This is a genomic window from Pseudomonas sp. 5Vm1k (assembly GCF_056161485.1).
In genome coordinates, this window is sequence record NZ_JBSPCZ010000002.1 from 262,147 (window position 1) to 283,533 (window position 21,387).

Below are 21,387 nucleotides of genomic sequence, written 5' to 3' on the forward strand. Positions count from 1 at the left end.
AGTGCCTCAATCCAATCTAATAAGTTGATGTTAAATAACCTCGAAACATTCTCACCCAGCCTTCACTTCATCGCATAAGCCGATGACCTGTAAGCATTTCACTAGAACTGAACGGCAAATGCAGACACCATAGGCCTCAACAGCCTCACACCCTGGAGTCCGTCCGCGTGCCGCAACACACCCCCGATCTTCCTCCTGAACTTCGTCCCCTCGCCGAGATGCCCTGGCTCAAGCGCCTGGCCGCCCGGTTTTTTGGGTATGGCTTGACCCAGATGCGTGCGCAACACCGTGCGTCCTGGCTGCACGGGCAAGCTGACGGCTTTCGCAGCGGTCACAGCGCCGGGGTGGATTACGGGTTCAAGGAAGGCAAGCTCGAAGGGCTGGAAGAAGGCCGGCAGGTGTTGCTGATCCGCGACTCGCGTTCCACCGAGCACCGACCGCCGAATGTTGATGACAACCTGTTCGATGACTGGCGGCTGCCATTAAATGCCGAGATCAAGAAACGCATGAAGGCTGATGTCGCGCGTCTGTTGCCAGCGCACGCACAGCCCAGCGTCGCGCAATGGAAGATGATCTTCAGCGATACGCCATCGACTTCAGTGATCGCCGGGGCGGGCGCAGGCAAGTCGACGACGCTGGTCCTGCGCATTCTATTGCTGACGCACTACCTGGGGTTCGAGCTGAGTTCGATGACGGTGGTGACCTTCACCCGCGAATCGCGCAAAGACTTCATTAATAAGCTGATCGAACTGTTTGGGTTGTGGGGCCGGGCGCTCAGCCTCAAAGAGGCACGGGACTTGGTACGCACCTTTCACTCACGAATCCTGCCGATGGTTCGCAGCTTGCCGGGTTTCGAACGCCTGCAAGCCTTCGAAAACCTCAGCCATCGCCCACAAAACGGTGACGAGGAAGTCGACAGCAATCCGTTCGACCTGCGAATCAACGACGCCCAACGCCAGCAGCTCAACGCCTGCTATCACGCCTTGTTTACCACCAACGAGCGCTTCCGCGAGTTGATCCAGCCACTGTCTCGCCACGCCTTGCAGCTCAAGGAGCTGGAACGCGATCACCCGGACGTGCAAAAACGCATGGCCGTGACCGAGCTGGCGGCCAAGCGCGATGAAGAACTCTGCGACACCGTAGAAGACCTGTGGTTTCGTGCCGGAGCCTGGCCGATAAAGGGCATCGAGCCCAACCGTCAGACCTTCGATATCAACGGTTCGACGTTTCATTGTCATGGCTATATCCCGACGCTGGACGCCTGGGTGGTGCTCGGTTTCGATCCGCGTGAAAACCCGCAGGTCAGCCGCCCGAATGCCAAGCTGACAGTGCGTGCCGAGTGGGCGGTAAAGCGCACTCTGTTTCAAGCTTTCTGTCGTAAGCCTTTGATATGGCTTGATAGTTATGAGTCATCCAAGCGTGTTTTGGCCTCGCTGGCGGGGGATGCCAGCGCCGGGCCGGGCTTCGATTACAAGGTCAAGGGCGAGCTCGGTTCTGCGCCATTACTGGACTGTTTTGTCGCCGCTGCCGGGTTTATCGAGAACCTGGGCCTGGACGTGCCGAATGCCGTAGGCCAGATGAGCTTTGCCAAAGATGATCCGGACCGGTTTTTCTTCGAAGCCTTGAGCCTGTACTGGCGCGCGTTGGAAGACCACTTGCTCGATCAAAAGCCGCCGGTGATGACCTATAACCGAATGTTTGCGCTGTTTAGCGAACATTCGCCGGAGAATCTCAAGCTGTTGAGCGATGAGCTGCTCAGACCGTTGTCGCACCTGATGATCGACGAATTTCAGGATGTATCGCCGCAAATCGTTTCCTGGATTCGCGCCAGCCTCGCCGAGATCCGCAGCCGTGGCCCTGCCATGCATGTGGGGCGAGGCGCGCAGCGTTCTTCGTTGCTCTGTGTCGGCGATGATTGGCAGTCGATTTATGGCTGGCGTGGCAGTTCGCCGACGTACTTCATGGAGTTCAACAAGGAATTCCCGTCGCCCAGCACCACCCGCGTGATGCTCAGCGATAATTATCGCAGTCATCAGCACATCATTGATGCCGCCGAACACATTGTGCGTGCCGCACCGGCCATCCCTGGCAAAAAAGCCAAAGCCAGCGGCGAGCCCAAGCCTTTGCAGGCGGTAAACGTGCTGGATCGTGATGATCAAGGCATGGCGCAACGGTTAATGGAGCACTACAAGCGGGGCGATTCAATCTTGATGCTTTATCGAAAAAGCAGCGATAAGTCATTGATAGAACAACATATTCAGCCTGTAGTTAATGTGGATTCTAGCTTGCCGTATGAAGCTCGGCGCCTCAAGCAACTGACCTATCACAGCGCCAAGGGGCTTCAGGCCGACGCGGTGTTCTTGCTGGGTGATTGCCAGCATCTGACCAGTTCACCCTACAAGAACCAGGTGTATCGCATGGCTGGACTCGGCAAGGCTGGGGATAGCGAAGCGTACGACACCGCGCAAAAAGACGAGATTCTGCGGTTGGCCTATGTCGGTATCACCCGAGCAGTGAGTCATTGCTACTGGTATGTCGATGGCCAGGACGGGCAGGCGGTCAATATGCCCAAGGCGTCAGACAAGATAGGTAAGGGCAAGGTGTTCTTTGCGGATCATCGGCAAGTTCAAAAAACGGTGTGATTTGTAAAAAGTCGCAGCCTTCGGCAGGTGTATCCAATCCCCTGCAGGAACTGCCGAAGGCTGCGATCTTTTGATCTTTCACCCACAAAAAAGCCCACATCCTGTGGGCTTCTTGTTATCTGGAACAGTCCTCAGGCATAACTCCTGAGCGCCACCGGCGGAATGAACGCTTCGAGTTCATCTTCCACCGCTTCGATTATTCGTTCGACATCCGCCGCATTCATCACGGTCGCACACGGAATGCCGGCAATGGCGATCATGGTTTCGCCACTGGCACGATCAAAAAGACGGGCAATCATGCTGCCCGGTGCGTCCATGCTCGCCTCGAACCCCATGGGATGAAAATGCCAGCGCATCAGCTGGCAGGCGTTGGGAAAGGTGACTTTGCTGAATGACCCTTTGTTCATGTGTTGCCCGCCTTAGTCATCGAGCGCTTCCTTTAGCTCATGTGAGGAGGGAAGAGCCTTCATTGGCTCAACCGGTGGATGCATTTAAAAGTAGCATCCAGATGTGAAAACCATGTGGATTTTTTCAGTCCGTTTAGCGATTGGTTCAATTTTTTTTGATATGGGTCACGTCACGGAAACTTATCGCCAAAGGGCCATCATCGATCGACCATTGAAGCTGAAGCGTAAGTTGGGCAAGCTCCGTTTATTTCACCGAGCCCCCTTATGCATGCCGATGATGATGGTCCGCTGCAAACCCTGGCCACGGGTGAAACGGTCATGCGCTACCACCTGTGTTGGAAACACCGGGACCTGGACGGCGTCATGGCGCTATATCACCCGGACATCCAGTACAGTGATTTTTTTCAGAATCGTGTGATGGGTTTGGACGAGTTGCGTGAGTACGTGCGCGACAGCATGCCGCGCAATCCCGGCGAAGCGCTGGAACACTCGGACCGCATTCGACTGGACGGCAACACCGCGTTCATTCAATACCAGATGACCTTGCGCGGTGGCGAAGGGCTGGTGTCGTTCCGCTCCAGCGAAGCGATCACTGTGCGTGACGGACTGATCTGGCGCGTCAACGAATACGCGTCCCTCGTGCGCGAACAGCCCGCCAGCAAAACCAGCAGCAACTTGCGTCCGGCAGTCAGTCGGCTCGGTTTGTCACCGCGACAGCTGAGTTTCATGGCTGAAGATCTGCAACAGTACTTCCAGCGCCAACAACCGTATCTGGACCCCGAGCTCGACTTGCAGCGGGTGGCGAAGGAGTGCGGGTACAGCCGCAATCAGATTTCCTACTTGCTGAACCAGGTGCTCGGGCAAAGCTTCTACCGCTACGTCAACCAGGCACGCTTGCAGCATTTGCTCGCGGCGCTGGGCCAGGCCACGCCGCCATTGCGGGTCGATGAGCTGGCGTTTGCCGCCGGCTTTAACTCGTTGTCGGCGTTCTACAGTTGTTTTCGCCAGCACACCGGCCAGTCGCCCAAGGCCTACGTCAAACAAATTTCTTTGCGTGCACGCGCGCAAGACAGCCTCTGAGGTCACGCTCTAGGATCGACGCCATCGAAGTTTGAGTGGTGGAGTCTGGTATGTCGGCGTGGCGCAACATCAGTTTATGGATGGATCAACTCGACGAGCCGTTGCTGGCGCGCCCCGCCCTGGAACAGGACCTGGACGTCGACGTGGCCATCATTGGCGCTGGCTACACCGGGCTCTGGACCGCTTACTACCTGAAGCGCCAGGCGCCAGGCCTTGATATTGCGATTGTAGAAGCACAAACCGCCGGTTTTGGCGCCTCGGGCCGCAATGGCGGCTGGCTGATGGGTAACCTGCTGGGCGAGGATCGCTTGCTCGCTGGTTTGGCGCCTGAACAACGTCGCGCCTCGTTTGATCTGTTGCACAGCATCCCGGATGAAGTGGCGATCATCCTCGAACGCGAAGGTATTGACTGCGATTACCGCAAGGGCGGAGTGCTCTACTGCGCAGCCCGTTATCCCGAGCAGGAAACCAGCCTGCGCAGTTATCTGGACAACCTGTACGGCCAAGGCCTGACCGAAAATGATTACCGCTGGCTCAGCCCCGAGCAACTGGCGCAACAGATCAGAATTGCCAAGCCTTATGGCGGTATCTATGCACCGCACGTAGCGACCATTCACCCGGCAAAGTTGGTGCGTGGCCTGGCCCGAGCGGTGGAACGCATGGGCGTCAAGATTTATGAGAACAGCCCGGTCACTCACTGGCAGTCAGGCAGTCTGCGCACGGCGCATGCCCAGGTGCGTAGCCGCTGGGTGGTGCCAGCGGTAGAAGGTTATTCGGTCACGCTGCCGCCCTTGGGCCGTTATCAGTTGCCGGTGCAAAGCTTGCTGGTGGCCACCGAGCCGCTGTCCGCCGCCACTTGGGACGAAATCGGCCTAAGCCAGGGCCAGGCCTTCGGCGAGAGCAGCCGTCAGGTCACCTACGGCCAGCGCTCCGCCGACAATCGCCTGGTGTTCGGCGCCCGGGGCGGCTATCAGTTTGCCGGCAAATTGCGCCATGACTTCGACCTGACCACCAGCGAAGTGGAGCTGCGGCGTTATCTGTTCGGCGAGCTGTTCCCGCAACTCAAGAACGTGCGCATTACCCACGCCTGGGGCGGCAATCTGGGTATGTCCCGACGCTTTAAGCCTCACATGCTCTGCGACCGCGCCAGTGGTATCGCCTTGTCCGGCGGTTATGGCGGGGAGGGTGTTGGTGCCAGCAATCTAGGCGGGCGAACCCTGGCTGATCTGATTCTGGAGCGCGACACCGAGCTGGTGCGCCAGCCCTGGGTTATCCCGCAGGGCGGCCTCGACGCGTTGCGGGCCTGGGAGCCAGAACCGTGTCGTTGGCTCGGCTACAACGCGATCATTCGCAGTTTCGTCCACGAAGACCAGACCCTCGCCAACCCGGCCACCGCCCCTTGGCGGCGCAAACTGGCCAGCGGTATGGCGGGGTTCATGGAAGGTTTCATGCAGTAAACGGCGTTTCCTATAAGAGACAGGTATCCCCATGAGCATCACGCAATTCAAAAATACCGCAACATTGAAACTGGACGAATCCAACCCCGTCGCCGTGCCACTGGGAACTCCGGTGGCGGTGGCCTCGACCACCAGCGTCGAACGCGATGACGGTGTCGAAACCGGCGTCTGGGAATGCACCCCCGGCCGCTGGCGGCGGCAGATCGTGGCCCAGGAGTTCTGTCACTTCATCCTGGGCCGCTGCACCTTCACCCCCGACGGCGGTGAAACCCTGCACATCGAAGCCGGTGATGCACTGATGTTGCCGGCCAACAGTCTCGGTATCTGGGATATCCAGGAAACCGTGCGCAAGACCTACGTTTTGATTTTTTGATTTTGATCTTTTGATTGCCTGCCAGCCCAACAAAAAAGAAAACAAACCCCTACAGGAATCGACTCATGATCCGAAAGACACTGACTCTGGTGCCCCTTGCGCTCGTCGCGACCCTTAGCCATGCGGCCGAGACGGTCAAAATCTACAACTGGTCGGACTACATCGCCCCGGACACCACCAAGAACTTCCAGAAAGAAACCGGCATCGGTTTCACCTACGACGTCTACGACAGCAACGAAACCCTTGATGGCAAGTTGATGACCGGCAAATCCGGTTACGACGTGGTGTTTCCGTCCAACCACTTCATGGCCCGACAGATTGAAGGCAAGGCGCTGAAGAAGCTCGACAAGAGCCAGTTGCCGAACTGGAAAAACCTTAATCCGGTGCTGCTCAAAGCCCTGCAAGCCAACGATCCGGGTAATGAACACGGCTTTCCGTACCTGTGGGGCAGCACCGGCATCGGCTACAACATCGCCAAGGTCAAAGCAGTACTGGGTGATAACGCGCCGGTGGATTCCTGGGACCTGATCTTCAAACCGGAAAACATGCAGAAGCTGCAAAAGTGCGGCGTCGCCATTCTCGACAACGGCCCGGAACTGCTGCCAGCCGCGCTGAATTACCTGGGCCTGCCGCACCACAGTAAAAACCCGGAAGATTATAAAAAGGCCGAAGCACTGCTGCTGAAAGTCCGGCCGTATATCAGCTATTTCCACTCCTCCAAATACACCAGCGACCTGGCCAACGGAGACATCTGCGTGGCGGTGGGCTTCTCCGGCGACATCCTGCAAGCGGAAAACCGCGCCAAGGAAGCCAAGAACGGCGTCGACATTGGCTACTCGATTCCCAAGGAGGGTGCCGCCATCTGGTTCGACATGGTCGCCATGCCCGCCGATGCCCCGGACGACAAGGCCGGCTACGCCTTCATGAACTACCTGCTGCGCCCGGACGTCATGGCCGACATCAGCAACTACGTACACTACGCCAACGGTAACGAACAAGCCGACAGCCTGATCGACCCGGCGATCAAGAGTGATACCAAGGTCTATCCAAGCCCGGAGATGATGGGCAAGTTGTTTGCGCTGGAGGCGATGCCGCTGAATATCGACCGGGTTCGGACGCGGGTGTGGAACAAGATTCGGACGGGGAGTTGATGGCTCAAATTTAGTCGCTATTGGCGATTATCGAGTTTAGAGGCAGCGTTGTAGATTCGAGGCTTCCTGTTCAATGGATAAGGAGGCAATGGAATGCCTGTCTGTACGAATGCTGGTCGTCTGCGTATTGGCCGTTTTTCCGAACCCGGACGTATTTATCTGATAACGGCTGTCGCTCACCAGCGACAGCCGTTTTTTGCTGATTGGAGACTGGGGCGGCTGGTCGTCAGGCAGCTTCGCGAGGTGGAGGAGGAGGGTTGGGCGGATTTTTTGACCTGGGTTGTGATGCCGGATCATATGCACTGCCTCTTACAGCTAAGGGATAGAACATTGGCCGACGTGGTGTGCCGCATCAAATCTCGTAGCAGTTTAGCGGTTAATCAGGCGTTGGGGCGGCGAGGGCGGTTATGGCAGAAGGGCTATCACGACCGAGCAGTTCGCGATGAGGAAGATGTGAAGGATCTTGCGCGATACGTAGTTCACAACCCCGTACGCGCGGGGCTCGTTGAGCGAGTTCATGATTACCCGCTTTGGGATGCGCGTTGGCTCTGATGTATTGCATCGCTTGTTTTACGACGGCTGCGCCGCCGAACGCAGCCTCGCAGGCTCGGCAGCTGCTACAGGTGGCACGCGCCATAAGGAGTGTTCACCGATTGTTTAATTAGTTGATGGCAATAGATTGGCGTACGGCGTGCTTTTTGTAGCAGCTGGCGTAGCCTGCGTTCGGGCGCGCAGCGCTCGTGAAATCAGGCGCTGTGGTGATTCGTTAAAAAAGGTGTGTACAGGTTTGACGACTGCTGCGCAGCCGAACGCAGCCTCGCAGGCTCGGCAGCTGCTACAGGTGCCACGCGCCATAATGTTAATTCACCAAGTATTTAATTTAGTTGATGGCAATGCACTGGCACTTATATTAATAAGTCCAGCAAAGTGAGACGTCCTCGACAAAAACTAACTTACCTATATTTAATATTTAAATATTAAGTTGTCGGACAATCCGTTCAAAACCTCGAACTAAAAACTATATTTCGACCCCGCATCCATTGTTTCCGGGCACTTGCTGGAGTGCACCAATTTGGCCTGAAAAAATTACTAGACGTTTGATTTCCAATTGTGTCAGGTTTCTTACGCCTTCATTGGGCGAGTGATAGGACGATCTCGCCAGAGATTGTCGCTATCGGACAAAAACTGTTCCATTGCTTAACAAGGAAGTGTGTTTATGTCGAAAGTAAAAGCCAAAGCCATTGATTCCGCCGAACTGGCCTTCCAGCCACTGCAAACACTGGCCGCGCCGAGTTCTGCGTTCAACCAGATCAATAGCTTCAGCCATCAATATGATCGTGGCGGCAACCTCACGGTCAATGGCAAACCCTCCTTCTCGGTGGATCAAGCTGCCACTCAACTGCTGCGTGATGGTGCTTCCTGGCACGATCTCAACGGTAGCGGCAAGATCGAACTGACCTACACCTTTCTGACTTCTCAGACGTCGAATTTCGGCGGCCTGGGCGTCACCGGTTTCAGTCAGTTCAGCTCCCTGCAAAAAGCCCAGGCCGTGCTTGCCATGCAATCCTGGGCCGACGTGGCCAATGTTACGTTTGCCGAAGCGTCCAAGGGTGGCGATGGCCACATGACTTTCGGTAACTACAGCGGCGGCCAGGAAGGCGCTGCGGCATTCGCTTTCCTGCCGGGCACCGAGCCAGGTTATGACGGTCAGTCCTGGTACCTGACCGGCAGTGGCTACAACGTCAACAAAACCCCGGGCCTGAGCAATTACGGGCGTCAAACCCTGACGCACGAAATTGGCCACACCCTGGGCCTGTCTCACCCCGGCGACTACAACGCCGGTGAAGGCAACCCGACCTATAACGACGCGTCCTACGGCCAGGACACCCGTGGCTACAGCCTCATGAGCTACTGGAGTGAAAGCAATACCAGCCAGAACTTCAGCAAGGGCGGCGTCGAAGCTTATTCGTCCGGCCCGCTGATGGACGATATTGCGGCGATCCAGAAACTTTACGGCGCCAACATGGAGACCCGTACCGGTGACACCACCTACGGTTTCAACTCCAATTCCGGTCGCGACTTCCTGAGCGCGTCATCGTCATCCGACAAGCTGGTGTTCTCGGTGTGGGATGCGGGCGGCAAAGACACCCTGGACTTCTCCGGTTTCACCCAAAACCAGAAGATCAACCTCAATGACGCCTCGTTCTCCGACGTTGGCGGCATGGTGGGTAACGTGTCCATTGCCAAAGGCGCAATCATCGAGAACGCCATCGGCGGTTCGGGCAACGATCTGCTGATCGGCAACAGCGTGGCCAACGAACTGAAGGGCGGGGCCGGCAACGACCTGATCTACGGCGCGGGCGGTGCGGACAAACTGTGGGGTGGTTCGGGTTCGGACACCTTCGTATTTGCCGCCAGCACTGATTCCAAGCCTGGTGCAGCCGATCAGATTCTCGATTTTGTCAGCGGTCTGGACAAAATCGACCTGACCGGCATCACCAAAGGCGCAGGCCTGCATTTCGTGAACTCGTTCACCGGTGCGGCAGGCGACGCGGTGCTGACCTCTTCGGGCGGTAACAGCCTGTTGTCGGTGGACTTCTCCGGGCACGGCGTGGCTGATTTCCTGGTCAGCACCGTTGGCCAGGCAGCAACCACGGACATCGTGGCCTGATTCAAGGCAAAAAGGAGGGCGGCGCTCGATGCGCCGCTCTCTGTCCTTGCATCGATGGTCGCAGTGGGTAAGGCTACACGCCGGAGTAAAACGTCCTATGACCCATAAAGCCTTTACCTACAAAGCAACCGCGTGGCTATTGGCAACGCTGATGATGTTTCTTGGAGATGTAGCCATGGCAAGCAGCCTGAAATTAGCCGACCCCGCAGAGCTTGCAGGCGTTTGGCAACTCACCTTGAGCGCCCCGCAAGACACTGCCGAGTCCCAGGCACTGCAAGACAAGCCATCGAACGTTTGCACCCTTGACCTTGAACAAAATCAGACTCTGGGCAAGGGCGCCGAGTGCCTCGGCGCGTGGCTGGACGAGCTGCCCATTGGCTGGTTTCCGGAACCCGATGGCATATCGATTACCGGCAAAGAAGGCTCAAGAATTGTGTTTTTCAGCCGACAGCGTGAAGGGCTTTACCGAAGCACCTTGAAGTCAGGTCTGAACGTAACGCTTGAGCGTCTGGCGCATTAAGCAAAAAAACAGGACGGACGACAGGCGCAGAATATAAAGCCCGTTATTGCAGTTATAAGCAGGCCATCAATAGCGGGAACTCTGGTTAGATTAAAAAGAGTTGTTGTTAATGTGTAAGCCATAACTGGCAAAGAATGTCTCGGCCCGTGTGCGGACAGTTAATTGAAATCTCGCCAATGAATGGCGAGGCCTATTATTTCAGGAAAAACCAATGAAGATGGCGAAGGCCCCAGCCACCGCACCGTTATTCAAGGCACTGGGCGACTATAAGAGCATCCTGATCAGCGTCGGGTGTTTTACCGCACTGATCAATGTGCTGATGCTGGTCCCGTCGATTTATATGCTCCAGGTGTATGACCGGGTACTGTCTTCGCAAAACGAAACTACCCTGGCAATGTTGTCATTGATGGTCGTTGGTTTCTTTGCCTTTATCGGCTTGCTGGAAATCGTCCGCAGTTTCATCGTTATCCGCATCGGCAGCCAACTTGAGCGCCGCTTCAACCTGCGGGTGTATCAGGCCGCGTTCGAACGCAACCTGTTCAAGGGCGAGGGCAACGCCGGGCAATCACTCGGGGATCTGACCCACATTCGCCAGTTCGTCACCGGCCCGGCGCTGTTTGCCTTCTTCGACGCGCCGTGGTTCCCGGTGTACCTGTTTGTGATCTTCCTCTTTAATGTGTGGCTGGGCGTGCTGGCCACGGCCGGCGCGGTGATCCTCATCGGCCTGGCGTGCCTCAACGAGGCGATGACCAAAAAGCCGTTGGGCGAAGCCGCGGGGTTTTCCCAGAAGTCCAGCCAACTGGCCACCAGCCACTTGCATAACGCCGAAACCATTCAGGCCATGGGCATGCTCGGGGTTTTACGCAAACGTTGGTTCCAGGTGCATTCGCGTTTTCTGGGTTTACAGAATCAGGCTAGCGATACCGGCGCGGTCATCAGCTCCCTGAGTAAAACCCTGCGCCTGTGCCTGCAATCGCTGGTGCTGGGGCTGGGTGCCTTGCTGGTGATCAAGGGCGACATGACCGCCGGGATGATGATTGCCGGTTCGATTTTGATGGGCCGTGTACTGAGCCCTATCGATCAATTGATTGCCGTGTGGAAGCAATGGAGCGGTGCCAAACTCGCGTACCGTCGCCTCGACGCGTTGCTGCAAGCCTTTCCGCCCAGCGACGAAGCCATGGCGCTACCCGCACCGAAAGGCCAGATCACCTTTGAGCAAGTCAGCGCCGGCCCGCCGGGCAAGCGTGCCGCGACGTTGCACATGGTCAACTTCAGCCTCGGTGCCGGTGAGGTGCTGGGCGTGCTTGGCGCCTCCGGTTCCGGCAAATCGACCCTGGCCCGGGTGCTGGTCGGCGTCTGGCCGACCCTCGGCGGCACGGTACGGCTCGACGGTGCCGACATCCATCGCTGGAACCGCGACGACCTCGGCCCGTACATCGGCTACCTGCCTCAGGACATCGAACTGTTCAGCGGCACCATCGCGGAAAACATCGCGCGGTTCCGTGAAGCCGATCCGCAGAAAGTCGTTGAAGCGGCCCAACACGCAGGCGTCCACGAATTGATCCTGCGCATGCCGCAAGGCTACGACACGGTGCTCGGTGAAGACGGCAGCGGTTTGTCCGGCGGCCAGAAACAGCGAGTGGCCCTGGCTCGTGCGCTGTACGGCAACCCGAGCCTGGTGGTGCTGGATGAACCCAATTCCAACCTCGATACCGTCGGCGAAGCGGCACTGGCCGGCGCCATCGCACACATGAAAGCCAGTGGCACCAGCGTGATTCTGGTCACCCATCGCTCCTCGGCGCTGGCTCAGGCGGACAAACTGTTGGTCCTCAACGACGGTCGCTTGCAGGCCTACGGCCCAAGCCAGGAAGTGCTCAAGGCGTTGTCCGGTAATCAATCGGCGAATCAGGAACAGAAAGCGGCGCAGGCACCGGGCGGGCTCAGCATGAGCCGGCAGTATCAGCCCACGACAAGGAATTCGGGTGTATGAGCAGCGCACGCATGAACACTGAAAACGAAGCAACGATGGAACACGATTACATCGCCGAACGCCCTGAACGCGACGCGAAGTTCTTTGCCCGCATGGGCTGGATTCTGGCGATTGTCGGCGCGGGCAGTTTCTTCACCTGGGCGAGTCTCGCGCCGCTGGATCAAGGGATCCCGGTACAAGGCACCGTGGTCGTATCCGGTAAGCGCAAAGCCGTGCAGTCGATTGGCAACGGTGTGGTCAGTCGGATTCTGGTACGCGAAGGCCAAGTGGTGAAACAGGGCCAGCCGCTGTTCCAGCTCGACCAGACCCAGGCTGCCGCCGACGTTGATTCGTTGCAGGCGCAATACCGCATGGCCTGGGCTAGCGTGGCGCGTTGGGAGAGTGAGCGGGATAACCTCAAGCAGGTGACGTTCCCCTCCGAACTGAGCAAGAACGCCGATCCACGATTGGCACTGGTCCTCGAAGGCCAGCGCCAATTGTTCAGCAGCCGCCGCGAGGCCTACGCCCGTGAGCAGGGCGGGCTGCGCGCCAATATTGAAGGCGCCAGCGCGCAACTGGCCGGCATGCGCCGTGCACGCACCGACCTGACCGCCCAGGCCAGCTCACTGCAACAACAGCTGAGCAACCTTCAGCCTTTGGCGGACAACGGCTACATCCCGCGCAACCGCTTGATGGAATACCAGCGTCAACTGTCGCAAGTGCAGCAGCAACTGGCGGAGAACACCGGTGAAAGTGGTCGGGTAGAGCAGGGCATCCTCGAAGCGAAACTCAAGCTGCAACAGCACATCGAGGAGTACCAGAAAGAAGTCCGCACGCAACTGGCCGACGCGCAGCTCAAAAGCGTGACCCTGAAGGAGCAACTGACCTCCGCCGGTTTCGACTTGCAACACCGCGAGATCATTGCCACCGCTGACGGCATCGCGGTCAACCTCGGCGTGCACACCGAAGGCGCCGTGGTCCGCCAGGGTGAAACCCTGCTGGAGATCGTCCCGCAAGGCACCACCCTGGAAGTGGAAGGGCACTTGCCGGTCAACCTGATCGACAAGGTCGGCACTCACTTGCCGGTGGACATTCTGTTCACCGCGTTCAACCAGAGCCGCACCCCGCGTGTACCGGGTGAAGTCAGCCTGATTTCCGCCGACCAGATGATCGACGAGAAAACCGGTGCGCCGTATTACGTGCTGCGCAGCAGCGTCAGTGACCAGGCCATGGAAAAACTCCACGGGCTGGTGATCAAGCCCGGCATGCCCGCCGAAATGTTCGTGCGCACCGGTGAACGTTCACTCCTCAACTATCTGTTCAAACCGCTGCTCGACCGGGCAGGCTCCGCGTTGACCGAGGAATAAGGATGTTCGGCTGTATGAATAAGCTTTCCATGCTCGGGGCTGCCCTGGCGTTGCTGACCTGCAACAGTGCGATGGCCCTGGGGCCATTTGAAATCTACGAACAAGCGTTGCGCAATGACCCGGTGTTTCTCGGCGCCATCAAGGAACGGGATGCGGGCCTTGAAAACCGCATCATTGGCCGCGCCGGGCTGTTGCCAAAACTGGGTTACAACTACAACAAGGGGCGTAACACCTCCAAGGTCACCCAAATCAATGAGGGAAGGCCGGACTTCACCGAGGACCGCAACTACAGCAGCTACGGCTCGACCCTGACCCTGCAACAACCGTTACTCGATTACGAGGCCTACGCGGCTTACCGCAAAGGCGTCGCGCAATCGCTGTTCGCCGACGAAGCCTTCCGCGGCAAAAGCCAGGAATTGCTGGTGCGGGTGCTGGATAACTACACCAAGGCGTTGTTTGCCCAGGATCAGATCGACATCGCACAGGCGAAGAAAAAGGCGTTCGAGCAGCAGTTCCAGCAGAACGAGCAGATGTTCCGCCAGGGCGAGGGCACGCGCACCGATATTCTTGAAGCCGAGTCTCGCTATGAGTTGGCCACCGCCGAGGAAATCGAAGCCCGTGACGAGCAGGATGCTGCGTTACGAGAGCTGGGCGCGCTGATCGGCGTGCCGGCGATCAACATCGGTGACCTGGCCCCGCTGGATCAGAACTTCCAGACCTTCGCTTTGCAACCGGCCAACTACGACACCTGGCATGAGATGGCCGTGGCCAACAACCCGAACCTGGCTTCCCAGCGCCAGGCCGTGGAAGTGGCGCGTTATGAGGTTGAACGCAACCGCGCCGGGCACCTGCCGAAAGTCAGTGCCTATGCCTCGGTGCGCCAGAACGAATCGGAAAGCGGCAACACCTACAACCAGCGTTACGACACCAACACCATTGGTATCGAAATCAACGTGCCGTTGTATGCCGGTGGTGGGGTTTCGGCCATGACCCGTCAGGCCAGCCGCACCATGGAGCAAGCCGAGTACGAACTGGACGGCAAGACCCGCGAAACCCTGATCGAACTGCGCCGTCAGTTCAGCGCCTGTCTGTCGGGCGTGAGCAAGCTGCGCGCTTATCAAAAGGCCCTGACGTCCGCTGAAGCGCTGGTGGTGTCGACCAAGCAAAGCATTCTCGGCGGCGAGCGGGTCAACCTCGACGCACTGAATGCCGAACAACAACTATTTACCACCCGCCGCGATTTGGCTCAGGCACGCTACGACTACTTGATGGCGTGGACCAAGCTGCATTACTACGCCGGGACGTTGAATGAGCAGGATCTGGCGAAGGTTGACGAGGCGTTTGGCCAGGGCCCGAAATCCCGATAAATCTCACAAGGAAAGATCGCCTATCCCGTAGGAGCTGCCGAAGGCTGCGATCTTTTGACTTTCCAGCGATCTTGCAAACGCCAAAAGATCGCAGCCTGCGGCAGCTCCTACAAAAACAAAAAAGCGAGAAAGACATGGACGTTCAGATCAAGCCGATTTCGGTCGGCACGCTATTGCTCCTGATTTGTGCAATTTCTCAGGCAGCCCAGGCTCAATACCTTGAAACCGGCAAACCTGGCGACGCCGCCAGTTGGCGTTCGGCTGAGTTCCAACGTGATTGGGGGCTTGCCCGTATGCAGGCCGATCAAGCCTACGCTGCTGGCATCACCGGTAACGGCGTGAAAATCGGTGAGCTGGATTCCGGCTTCGATTCCGCCCACCCCGAGTTCGCCACCGACCGTTATCACGGGGTCACGGCCAGCGGCAATTACGTCGATGGCACGCCGTTCAACGTCAACGGTACGCTCAATGCCAACAACGACTCCCACGGTACTCACGTCGCCGGCACTATCGGTGCCTCCCGCGATGGCACCGGCATGCACGGCGTGGCGTACAACGCGCAACTCTATGTGGCCAACACCAACAAGACCGACAGTTTCCTGTTCGGCCCCAGCCCCGATCCGCGCTATTTCAAAGCAGCATACGACGCGCTGGCGGATGCCGGTGTGCGCGCGATCAACAACAGTTGGGGCAGCCAGCCGCCGGGTGTCAGCTACCGCACTCTCGACGATCTGCACGCGGCCTACGCCCAGCACTTCAACAAAGGCACCTGGCTGGATGCCGCCGCCGACGTTTCCCGTCGCGGCGTGATTAACGTCTTCAGCGCCGGCAACAGCGGTTACCCCAACGCCAGCGTGCGTTCGGCGCTGCCGTACTTCCAACCAGACCTTGAAGGTCACTGGCTGGCGGTCTCGGGGCTGGATCAAGGCAACCAGCAAAAGTACAACCAGTGCGGGATCGCCAAATACTGGTGCATCACCACCCCCGGCGCGAAGATCGACAGCACCATCCCCGGTGGTGGTTACGCGATCAAGTCCGGCACCTCCATGTCCGCGCCTCACGCCACGGGAGCCCTGGCGCTGGTGATGGAACGCTACCCGTACATGAACAACCAGCAGGCGTTGCAAGTGCTGTTGACCACCGCAACCCAACTCGATGGTTCGATCACCGATGCACCGAACACGCAGGTCGGCTGGGGCGTTGCCAACCTCGACCGGGCAATGCATGGGCCGGGGCAACTGCTCGGCGCGTTCGATGCCAATCTGGGGGCTGGACAGAGCGATGTCTGGAGCAACGGCATCAGCGACAAAGCGTTGATCCAGCGTCAGTCCGAAGACGCCGCCGAACACAGCGCCTGGCAACAAACCCTGAAGGATAAAGGCTGGGAAAACGGCCTGGCAGTCGGCGCCAGTCAGCAGGATCAGACTGACTATGCAGTAGGCATGGCGCGGGATACCGCAGCGGCCACCCGCGTCTATGAAGGCAGCCTGATCAAATCCGGTGCCGGACGCTTGATGCTCACCGGCGACAGCACCTATCGCGGGCCGACCACGGTCAATGGCGGTCTGCTGGCGGTAAACGGTTCACTGGCCTCCAGCGTGACCGTGAATGACAGCGGCACCCTCGGCGGTTCCGGACGCATCGGCGCATTGACGGCCAACTCGGGCGCGACGGTGGCCCCGGGCAATTCCATTGGCACCTTGCAAGTCAGCGGTGATGTGACGTTCGCACCCGGCTCGACCTACGCCGTGGAACTGTCGCCCACCAGCAGCGACCGGATTGTCGCCGGCGGCACGGCCACGGTCAGCGGTGCGACCGTGAGCCTGTCCCTGGAAAACAGTCCGACCTTGCTCAGCGCTCAACAAGTGCAAAGCCTGCTCGGTCATCAGTACGACATCCTGCAAGCGGCCGGCGGCATCCAGGGGCAGTTCGGTGCGGTGTTGCCCAACTACCTGTTTATCGGCGGCAGCCTCGATTATTCCGCGACGGGTATCGGGCTGAGCGTTGAGCGCAACGCCACGAGTTTTGCCAGCGTCGGCCAGACCCCGAACCAGCGCTCCGTGGCCAGCGCCGTGGAAGGGCTGGGCGCGGGCAATCCGGTGTACGAAAGCCTGCTGCTGTCGGCGTCCGCCAGTTCGGCACAACAGGCGTTCCAGCAGTTGTCCGGGGAAATCTACCCGGCGCTGGGCTCGGTGTTGATCAACGACAGCCGTTACCTGCGTGATGCCGTGGGTGAACGCCTCAACGACGCCAAAGGTGCGCAAAGCAACGGCTGGATCAAGGCCCTCGGGGCTTGGGGCAAGACCGATGATCGCCACGACACGGCGGGCTACACCACCTCGATTGGTGGTCTGTTGGCGGGTGTCGATGGCGCAGTGGATGAGCAGACCAGGATCGGCCTGGTCGCCGGTTACAGCGACAGCTCGGTCAACATGGGCTCGGGCACGCATTCCTCGGCGCAGGTCGACAGCTATCACCTGGGCGCGTATGCCGGCCACGAATTGGGTGCCTGGCGCCTGAGCGCGGGCGGTGCCTACAGCTGGCATCGCGCGGATGTGAAGCGTGATCTGCAATACGGCGACGTCAGTGCCAAGCAGAAAGCCAAGGTTGATGCGGCCACGACTCAGGTGTTCGGCGAAGCGGCGTATCGCCTCAACCTGCAACCTGTGGCGCTGGAACCGTTCGCCAACCTGGCCTACGTGCACCTCGACACCGACGGCTTCACCGAAAAAGGCGATGCCGCCGCGCTGAAAAGCCATGGCGACACCCGCGATGCAGTGCTCGGCACGTTGGGCCTGCGGGCATTGAAAACCGTGAACCTGTCCGGCCAGCAGCAACTGGACCTGAGCGGCAGCCTCGGCTGGCAGCACAACTTGAGCAGCGTCGATTCCGAACAACATTTGGCGTTCGCCAGCGGCGGCACAGCGTTCTCGGTGGAAAGTTCGCCGCTGGTGCGCGATGCCGCGTTGGTCGGCGCCCATGCCAGCCTGGCCCTGAGCCGCGACATCCGACTGAATCTCGATTACACCGGCCAACTGGCCAGCCGCGAAAAAAGCCACGGAGTGGGGCTGAGCCTCAATTGGCAGTTTTAAGACATTAAACAGTGGCTGCGCCGGACTGGATCACCCGGCTGCATAGATCCCCCTGTGGGAGCGGGCTTGCTCGCGAAGGCGGTGTGTCAGCCAACGAAGATGTTGGATGTAAAACCGCCTTCGCGAGCAAGCCCGCTCCCACAGGTAAAACCAGGCGCATGGCCATACGGATTTTGGCAACACAACTAAGGAAGGTAGCTGGATGACTGTTGTAAACAACAACAAGTTTGCTTTGAAAACCCTCAACTTCGCCGTGCTCTGCGCCCTGGCCAGCCTGGGCACCGCCCACGCCGCGCCTTACGTGGAAAACGGCAAACTCGGTGATCCCAACAGTTGGCGCAGCGCTGAATTCAACGCCGATTGGGGCGTGGGCGCGATCAATGCCCAACAAGCCTACGCCGCCGGTTACACCGGTAAAGGCGTGAAACTGGGGATCTTCGACCAGCCGGTCTACGCCCAACACCCGGAATTCTCCGGCACCAACAAGGTGATCAACCTGGTCACCAGCGGCATCCGCGAATACACCGACCCCTACATCCCGGTCAAAGCCGGGGATGCGTTCCGCTATGACGGCGCACCCTCGGTTGGTTCCGACGGCAAGCTCGGCGCCCACGGCACCCACGTCGGCGGGATTGCCGCCGGCAGCCGCGATGGCGGGCCGATGCACGGCGTGGCGTTTGGCGCGCAGATCATCAGTGCCGACAACGGTGACCCGGGCCCCGAGGACGGGATCATTCGCGGCAACGACGGCGCGGTCTACAAGGCCGGTTGGGATGCGCTGATCGCCAGCGGCGCGCGGATCATCAACAACAGCTGGGGCATTGGTATTACCGATCGTTTCGACCTCGGTGGCCGAAACCCGGCGTACCCGCACTTCACCGTGCAAGACGCGCAGTTGCAGTTCAACGAAATCCAGCCCTTGCTCGGCACTAAACCGGGCGGCGCCTATGACGGCGCCATCGCGGCGGCCCGCAGCGGCATCGTCACGATCTTCGCCGCCGGTAACGACTACAACCTCAACAACCCGGATGCCATCGCGGGCCTGGCGTATTTCGTGCCGGACATCGCGCCGAACTGGATCACTGTGGCGGCACTGCAAAAGAACCCGGACCTGACAAGCGCCGATATCTACAACATCAGCGTGTTCTCATCGCGCTGCGGCTACACCGCGAGTTACTGCGTGTCGGCACCGGGCAGCAAAATCTATAGCTCGATCATCACCGGCACCAGCGCCGATAACCTCGGCACCGGCTACGCCAACTACAACGGCACCTCGATGGCGGCGCCTCACGTGGCCGGCTCCATGGCGGTGTTGATGGAACGCTTCCCGTACATGACCGGCGCACAGGTCGCCAGCGTATTGCGGACCACTGCTACCGACCTCGGCGCGCCGGGTGTCGACGCGTTGTACGGCTGGGGCATGATCAACCTGGGCAAAGGCATCAATGGCCCGGCGATGTTCGTCACCGAGCAAGACATCCCCGAAGAGTTCCGCATCCAGGGCGCCTACGGTTCCACCCAGTTTGTCGCGGACCTGCCGGGCATCGGCGCGATTGTCGACGCCGGCAAACCCACCGAGCGTGTGTGCAACGACGTGCACTGCGGGCTCGACACCTGGAGCAACGACATTTCTGGCCATGGCGGCCTGACCAAGCAGGGCATCGGCACGCTGGTGATGACTGGTGCCAACACTTACACCGGTCCGACCCTGGTCAATCAAGGTCGACTGGCGATCAATGGTTCGCTGCAGTCGGCGGTCACTGTCAATGACAGTGGCATCCTCGGCGGTAACGGCCGCATCGGCGCCCTGACCGCGAAAAGCGGCGGCACCGTGGCACCTGGCAATTCCATCGGCACCTTGCAAGTGGCCGGCGACGTGGTCTTCGAGCCAGGCTCGACCTACGCCGTGGAACTGTCACCCACCAGCAGCGACCAGATCGTCGCGGGTGGCAAGGCGGTGATCGATGGCGCCACCGTCAGCCTGTCTCTGGAAAACAGCCCGACCTTGCTGACCACCGCCGAGACGCAAACCCTGCTCGGCCATCAGTACAACATCCTGCAAGCGGCGGGCGGCATCCAGGGCCAATTCGGTGCAGTGTTGCCGAACTACTTGTTTATCGGCGGCGCCCTCGACTATTCGGCCAACGGTATTCAACTGGCGGTAGAGCGTAACGCAACGTCCTTCAGCGATGTCGGCCAAACCCCGAATCAACGCGCGGTGGCCGCTGCCGCCGAGCAATTGGGTGCGGGCAATGCGCTGTACGAAACCCTGCTGTTGTCGCCGACCGCAGCCGTCGCCCAGCAAGCATTCCAGCAACTGTCCGGCGAGATTCATCCGGCCATCGGCACGATGCTGATCAACGACAGCCGTTACCTGCGTGACGCGGTCAGCGATCGTCTGCGTGAACGTGATCTGTTCGACGCCGGTGCGCCGACCGACGACAAAAGCAATCTGTGGGTCAAAGTCCTCGGCGCCTGGGGCAAGAGCGATGGCGGCAATGACAACGCCAGTTCCAACAGCTCAATCGGCGGCTTACTGGTGGGCGGCGATGGCTTGATTGCTGAAGAAACCCGTCTCGGTTTCGTTACCGGTTATAGCAACAGCTCGTTGAGCATGGGCGATGGCACGCATTCGTCGGCAGATGTCGACAGCTACCACTTGGGTGCGTACCTGGGGCATGAAATCGATGCGCTGCGCCTGAGCGTCGGTGGTGCCTACAGCTGGCATCGCATTGATGCGAAACGTGACCTGCAATTCGCCGATGTCAGCGGCAAGCAGAAAACCAAACACGATGCGACCACTGCGCAGGTGTTCACCGAAGCGGCTTATCGTTTGGACCTGCAACCCCTGGCCCTGGAACCGTTCGCCAAACTGGCCTACGTGCACTTGAACAGCGACAGCTTCACCGAGAAGGGTGATGCCGCCGCGCTCAAGAGCGGTGAAGACAATCGCGACGCGGTGCTCTCGACCCTCGGTCTGCGGGCGGGCAAAACCATTGCGCTGTCCGACCAGAAACAACTCGAACTGTCTGGCAGCCTCGGCTGGCAGCACAACTTGAGCAGCGTCGATACCGATCAGCACCTGGCGTTCGCCAACGGCAGCACCGGGTTCAACGTGCAGAGCGTGTCGATGGATCGCGATGCCGCCGTGATCGGCCTGCGCGCCGGGTTGGCCTTGAACAAAGCGACCCGCCTGAACCTGGATTACAACGGACTGCTGGGTTCCAACGAGAAGGACCACGGCGTGGGCCTGACCCTGGACTGGCAGTTCTGATTTAACGCTAAGGAAGC

General features: G+C 59.2%; 14 protein-coding genes. 13 read left to right on the forward strand and 1 reads right to left on the reverse strand.

What is annotated here, in order from left to right; genetic code table 11:
• Positions 1-167: 167 nt before the first annotated feature.
• Positions 168-2,642 carry a UvrD-helicase domain-containing protein gene (locus ACWIKB_RS04975; RefSeq protein WP_475265593.1) on the forward strand — a complete coding sequence of 825 codons (2,475 nt, stop codon included), beginning with the start codon at positions 168-170 and terminating at the stop codon, positions 2,640-2,642.
• A gap of 131 nt (positions 2,643-2,773) precedes the next feature.
• On the opposite strand, the gene ACWIKB_RS04980 is transcribed toward ACWIKB_RS04975, so the two are convergent.
• Entirely contained in the window at positions 2,774-3,049 is a 276-nt protein-coding gene (locus ACWIKB_RS04980; protein ID WP_027923219.1) for a DUF1652 domain-containing protein, read from the reverse strand.
• Positions 3,050-3,313: 264 nt separating this feature from the next.
• Here ACWIKB_RS04980 and ACWIKB_RS04985 point away from each other — a divergent pair, with 264 nt between their 5' ends.
• The 12 genes from ACWIKB_RS04985 (at position 3,314) to ACWIKB_RS05040 (ending at position 21,370) form a co-directional block, all read left to right on the forward strand.
• A complete protein-coding gene (locus ACWIKB_RS04985) occupies positions 3,314-4,129 on the forward strand; it encodes a helix-turn-helix transcriptional regulator (protein WP_475265594.1) in 816 nt (271 codons plus the stop codon).
• 50 nt (positions 4,130-4,179) lie between these two features.
• The gene (locus ACWIKB_RS04990; protein WP_475265595.1) at positions 4,180-5,586 is read left to right on the forward strand and encodes an NAD(P)/FAD-dependent oxidoreductase; all 1,407 of its coding nucleotides are present in this window, start codon (positions 4,180-4,182) and stop codon (positions 5,584-5,586) included.
• Between the two features lie 31 nt (positions 5,587-5,617).
• Positions 5,618-5,959, forward strand: coding sequence for a cupin domain-containing protein (locus ACWIKB_RS04995; protein ID WP_475265596.1), 342 nt, complete (start codon positions 5,618-5,620; stop codon positions 5,957-5,959).
• 65 nt (positions 5,960-6,024) lie between these two features.
• The gene (locus tag ACWIKB_RS05000; protein ID WP_475265597.1) at positions 6,025-7,110 is read left to right on the forward strand and encodes a polyamine ABC transporter substrate-binding protein; all 1,086 of its coding nucleotides are present in this window, start codon (positions 6,025-6,027) and stop codon (positions 7,108-7,110) included.
• A 93-nt stretch (positions 7,111-7,203) separates the two neighbouring features.
• Complete coding sequence (locus ACWIKB_RS05005) at positions 7,204-7,662, forward strand: REP-associated tyrosine transposase (RefSeq protein WP_475265598.1); 459 nt, start codon at positions 7,204-7,206, stop codon at positions 7,660-7,662.
• Between the two features lie 664 nt (positions 7,663-8,326).
• Positions 8,327-9,781, forward strand: a complete 1,455-nt coding sequence (locus tag ACWIKB_RS05010) for a serralysin family metalloprotease (RefSeq protein ID WP_475265599.1) — start codon at positions 8,327-8,329, stop codon at positions 9,779-9,781.
• A 97-nt stretch (positions 9,782-9,878) separates the two neighbouring features.
• Complete coding sequence (locus tag ACWIKB_RS05015) at positions 9,879-10,301, forward strand: AprI/Inh family metalloprotease inhibitor (RefSeq protein WP_475265600.1); 423 nt, start codon at positions 9,879-9,881, stop codon at positions 10,299-10,301.
• A gap of 211 nt (positions 10,302-10,512) precedes the next feature.
• A complete protein-coding gene (locus ACWIKB_RS05020; protein ID WP_475265601.1) occupies positions 10,513-12,291 on the forward strand; it encodes a type I secretion system permease/ATPase in 1,779 nt (592 codons plus the stop codon).
• Complete coding sequence (locus tag ACWIKB_RS05025) at positions 12,288-13,637, forward strand: HlyD family type I secretion periplasmic adaptor subunit (RefSeq protein ID WP_475265602.1); 1,350 nt, start codon at positions 12,288-12,290, stop codon at positions 13,635-13,637. Before ACWIKB_RS05020 ends, ACWIKB_RS05025 begins: the two co-directional genes overlap by 4 nt.
• Before the next feature lie 2 nt (positions 13,638-13,639).
• Positions 13,640-15,004, forward strand: a complete 1,365-nt coding sequence (locus ACWIKB_RS05030) for a TolC family outer membrane protein (RefSeq protein ID WP_475265603.1) — start codon at positions 13,640-13,642, stop codon at positions 15,002-15,004.
• A gap of 134 nt (positions 15,005-15,138) precedes the next feature.
• On the forward strand, positions 15,139-18,096 hold the full coding sequence (gene eprS / locus ACWIKB_RS05035) for an autotransporter serine peptidase EprS (RefSeq protein ID WP_475265604.1): 2,958 nt from the start codon (positions 15,139-15,141) through the stop codon (positions 18,094-18,096).
• Positions 18,097-18,298: 202 nt separating this feature from the next.
• Positions 18,299-21,370 (forward strand): autotransporter domain-containing protein, encoded by a 3,072-nt coding sequence (locus ACWIKB_RS05040; protein ID WP_475265605.1) that lies wholly within the window; start codon positions 18,299-18,301, stop codon positions 21,368-21,370.
• The last annotated feature ends 17 nt before the right edge of the window (positions 21,371-21,387 follow it).

Coding starts and splice junctions, on each gene's coding strand:
- ACWIKB_RS04995 (WP_475265596.1), top strand. CDS start 5,618: ATGAGCATCACGCAATTCAAAAATACCGCAACATTGAAACTGGACGAA.
- ACWIKB_RS04980 (WP_027923219.1), bottom strand. CDS start 3,049: ATGAACAAAGGGTCATTCAGCAAAGTCACCTTTCCCAACGCCTGCCAG.
- ACWIKB_RS05030 (WP_475265603.1), top strand. CDS start 13,640: ATGTTCGGCTGTATGAATAAGCTTTCCATGCTCGGGGCTGCCCTGGCG.
- ACWIKB_RS05010 (WP_475265599.1), top strand. CDS start 8,327: ATGTCGAAAGTAAAAGCCAAAGCCATTGATTCCGCCGAACTGGCCTTC.
- ACWIKB_RS05000 (WP_475265597.1), top strand. CDS start 6,025: ATGATCCGAAAGACACTGACTCTGGTGCCCCTTGCGCTCGTCGCGACC.
- ACWIKB_RS05040 (WP_475265605.1), top strand. CDS start 18,299: ATGACTGTTGTAAACAACAACAAGTTTGCTTTGAAAACCCTCAACTTC.
- eprS (WP_475265604.1), top strand. CDS start 15,139: ATGGACGTTCAGATCAAGCCGATTTCGGTCGGCACGCTATTGCTCCTG.
- ACWIKB_RS05005 (WP_475265598.1), top strand. CDS start 7,204: ATGCCTGTCTGTACGAATGCTGGTCGTCTGCGTATTGGCCGTTTTTCC.
- ACWIKB_RS04990 (WP_475265595.1), top strand. CDS start 4,180: ATGTCGGCGTGGCGCAACATCAGTTTATGGATGGATCAACTCGACGAG.
- ACWIKB_RS05025 (WP_475265602.1), top strand. CDS start 12,288: ATGAGCAGCGCACGCATGAACACTGAAAACGAAGCAACGATGGAACAC.
- ACWIKB_RS05020 (WP_475265601.1), top strand. CDS start 10,513: ATGAAGATGGCGAAGGCCCCAGCCACCGCACCGTTATTCAAGGCACTG.
- ACWIKB_RS04985 (WP_475265594.1), top strand. CDS start 3,314: ATGCATGCCGATGATGATGGTCCGCTGCAAACCCTGGCCACGGGTGAA.
- ACWIKB_RS05015 (WP_475265600.1), top strand. CDS start 9,879: ATGACCCATAAAGCCTTTACCTACAAAGCAACCGCGTGGCTATTGGCA.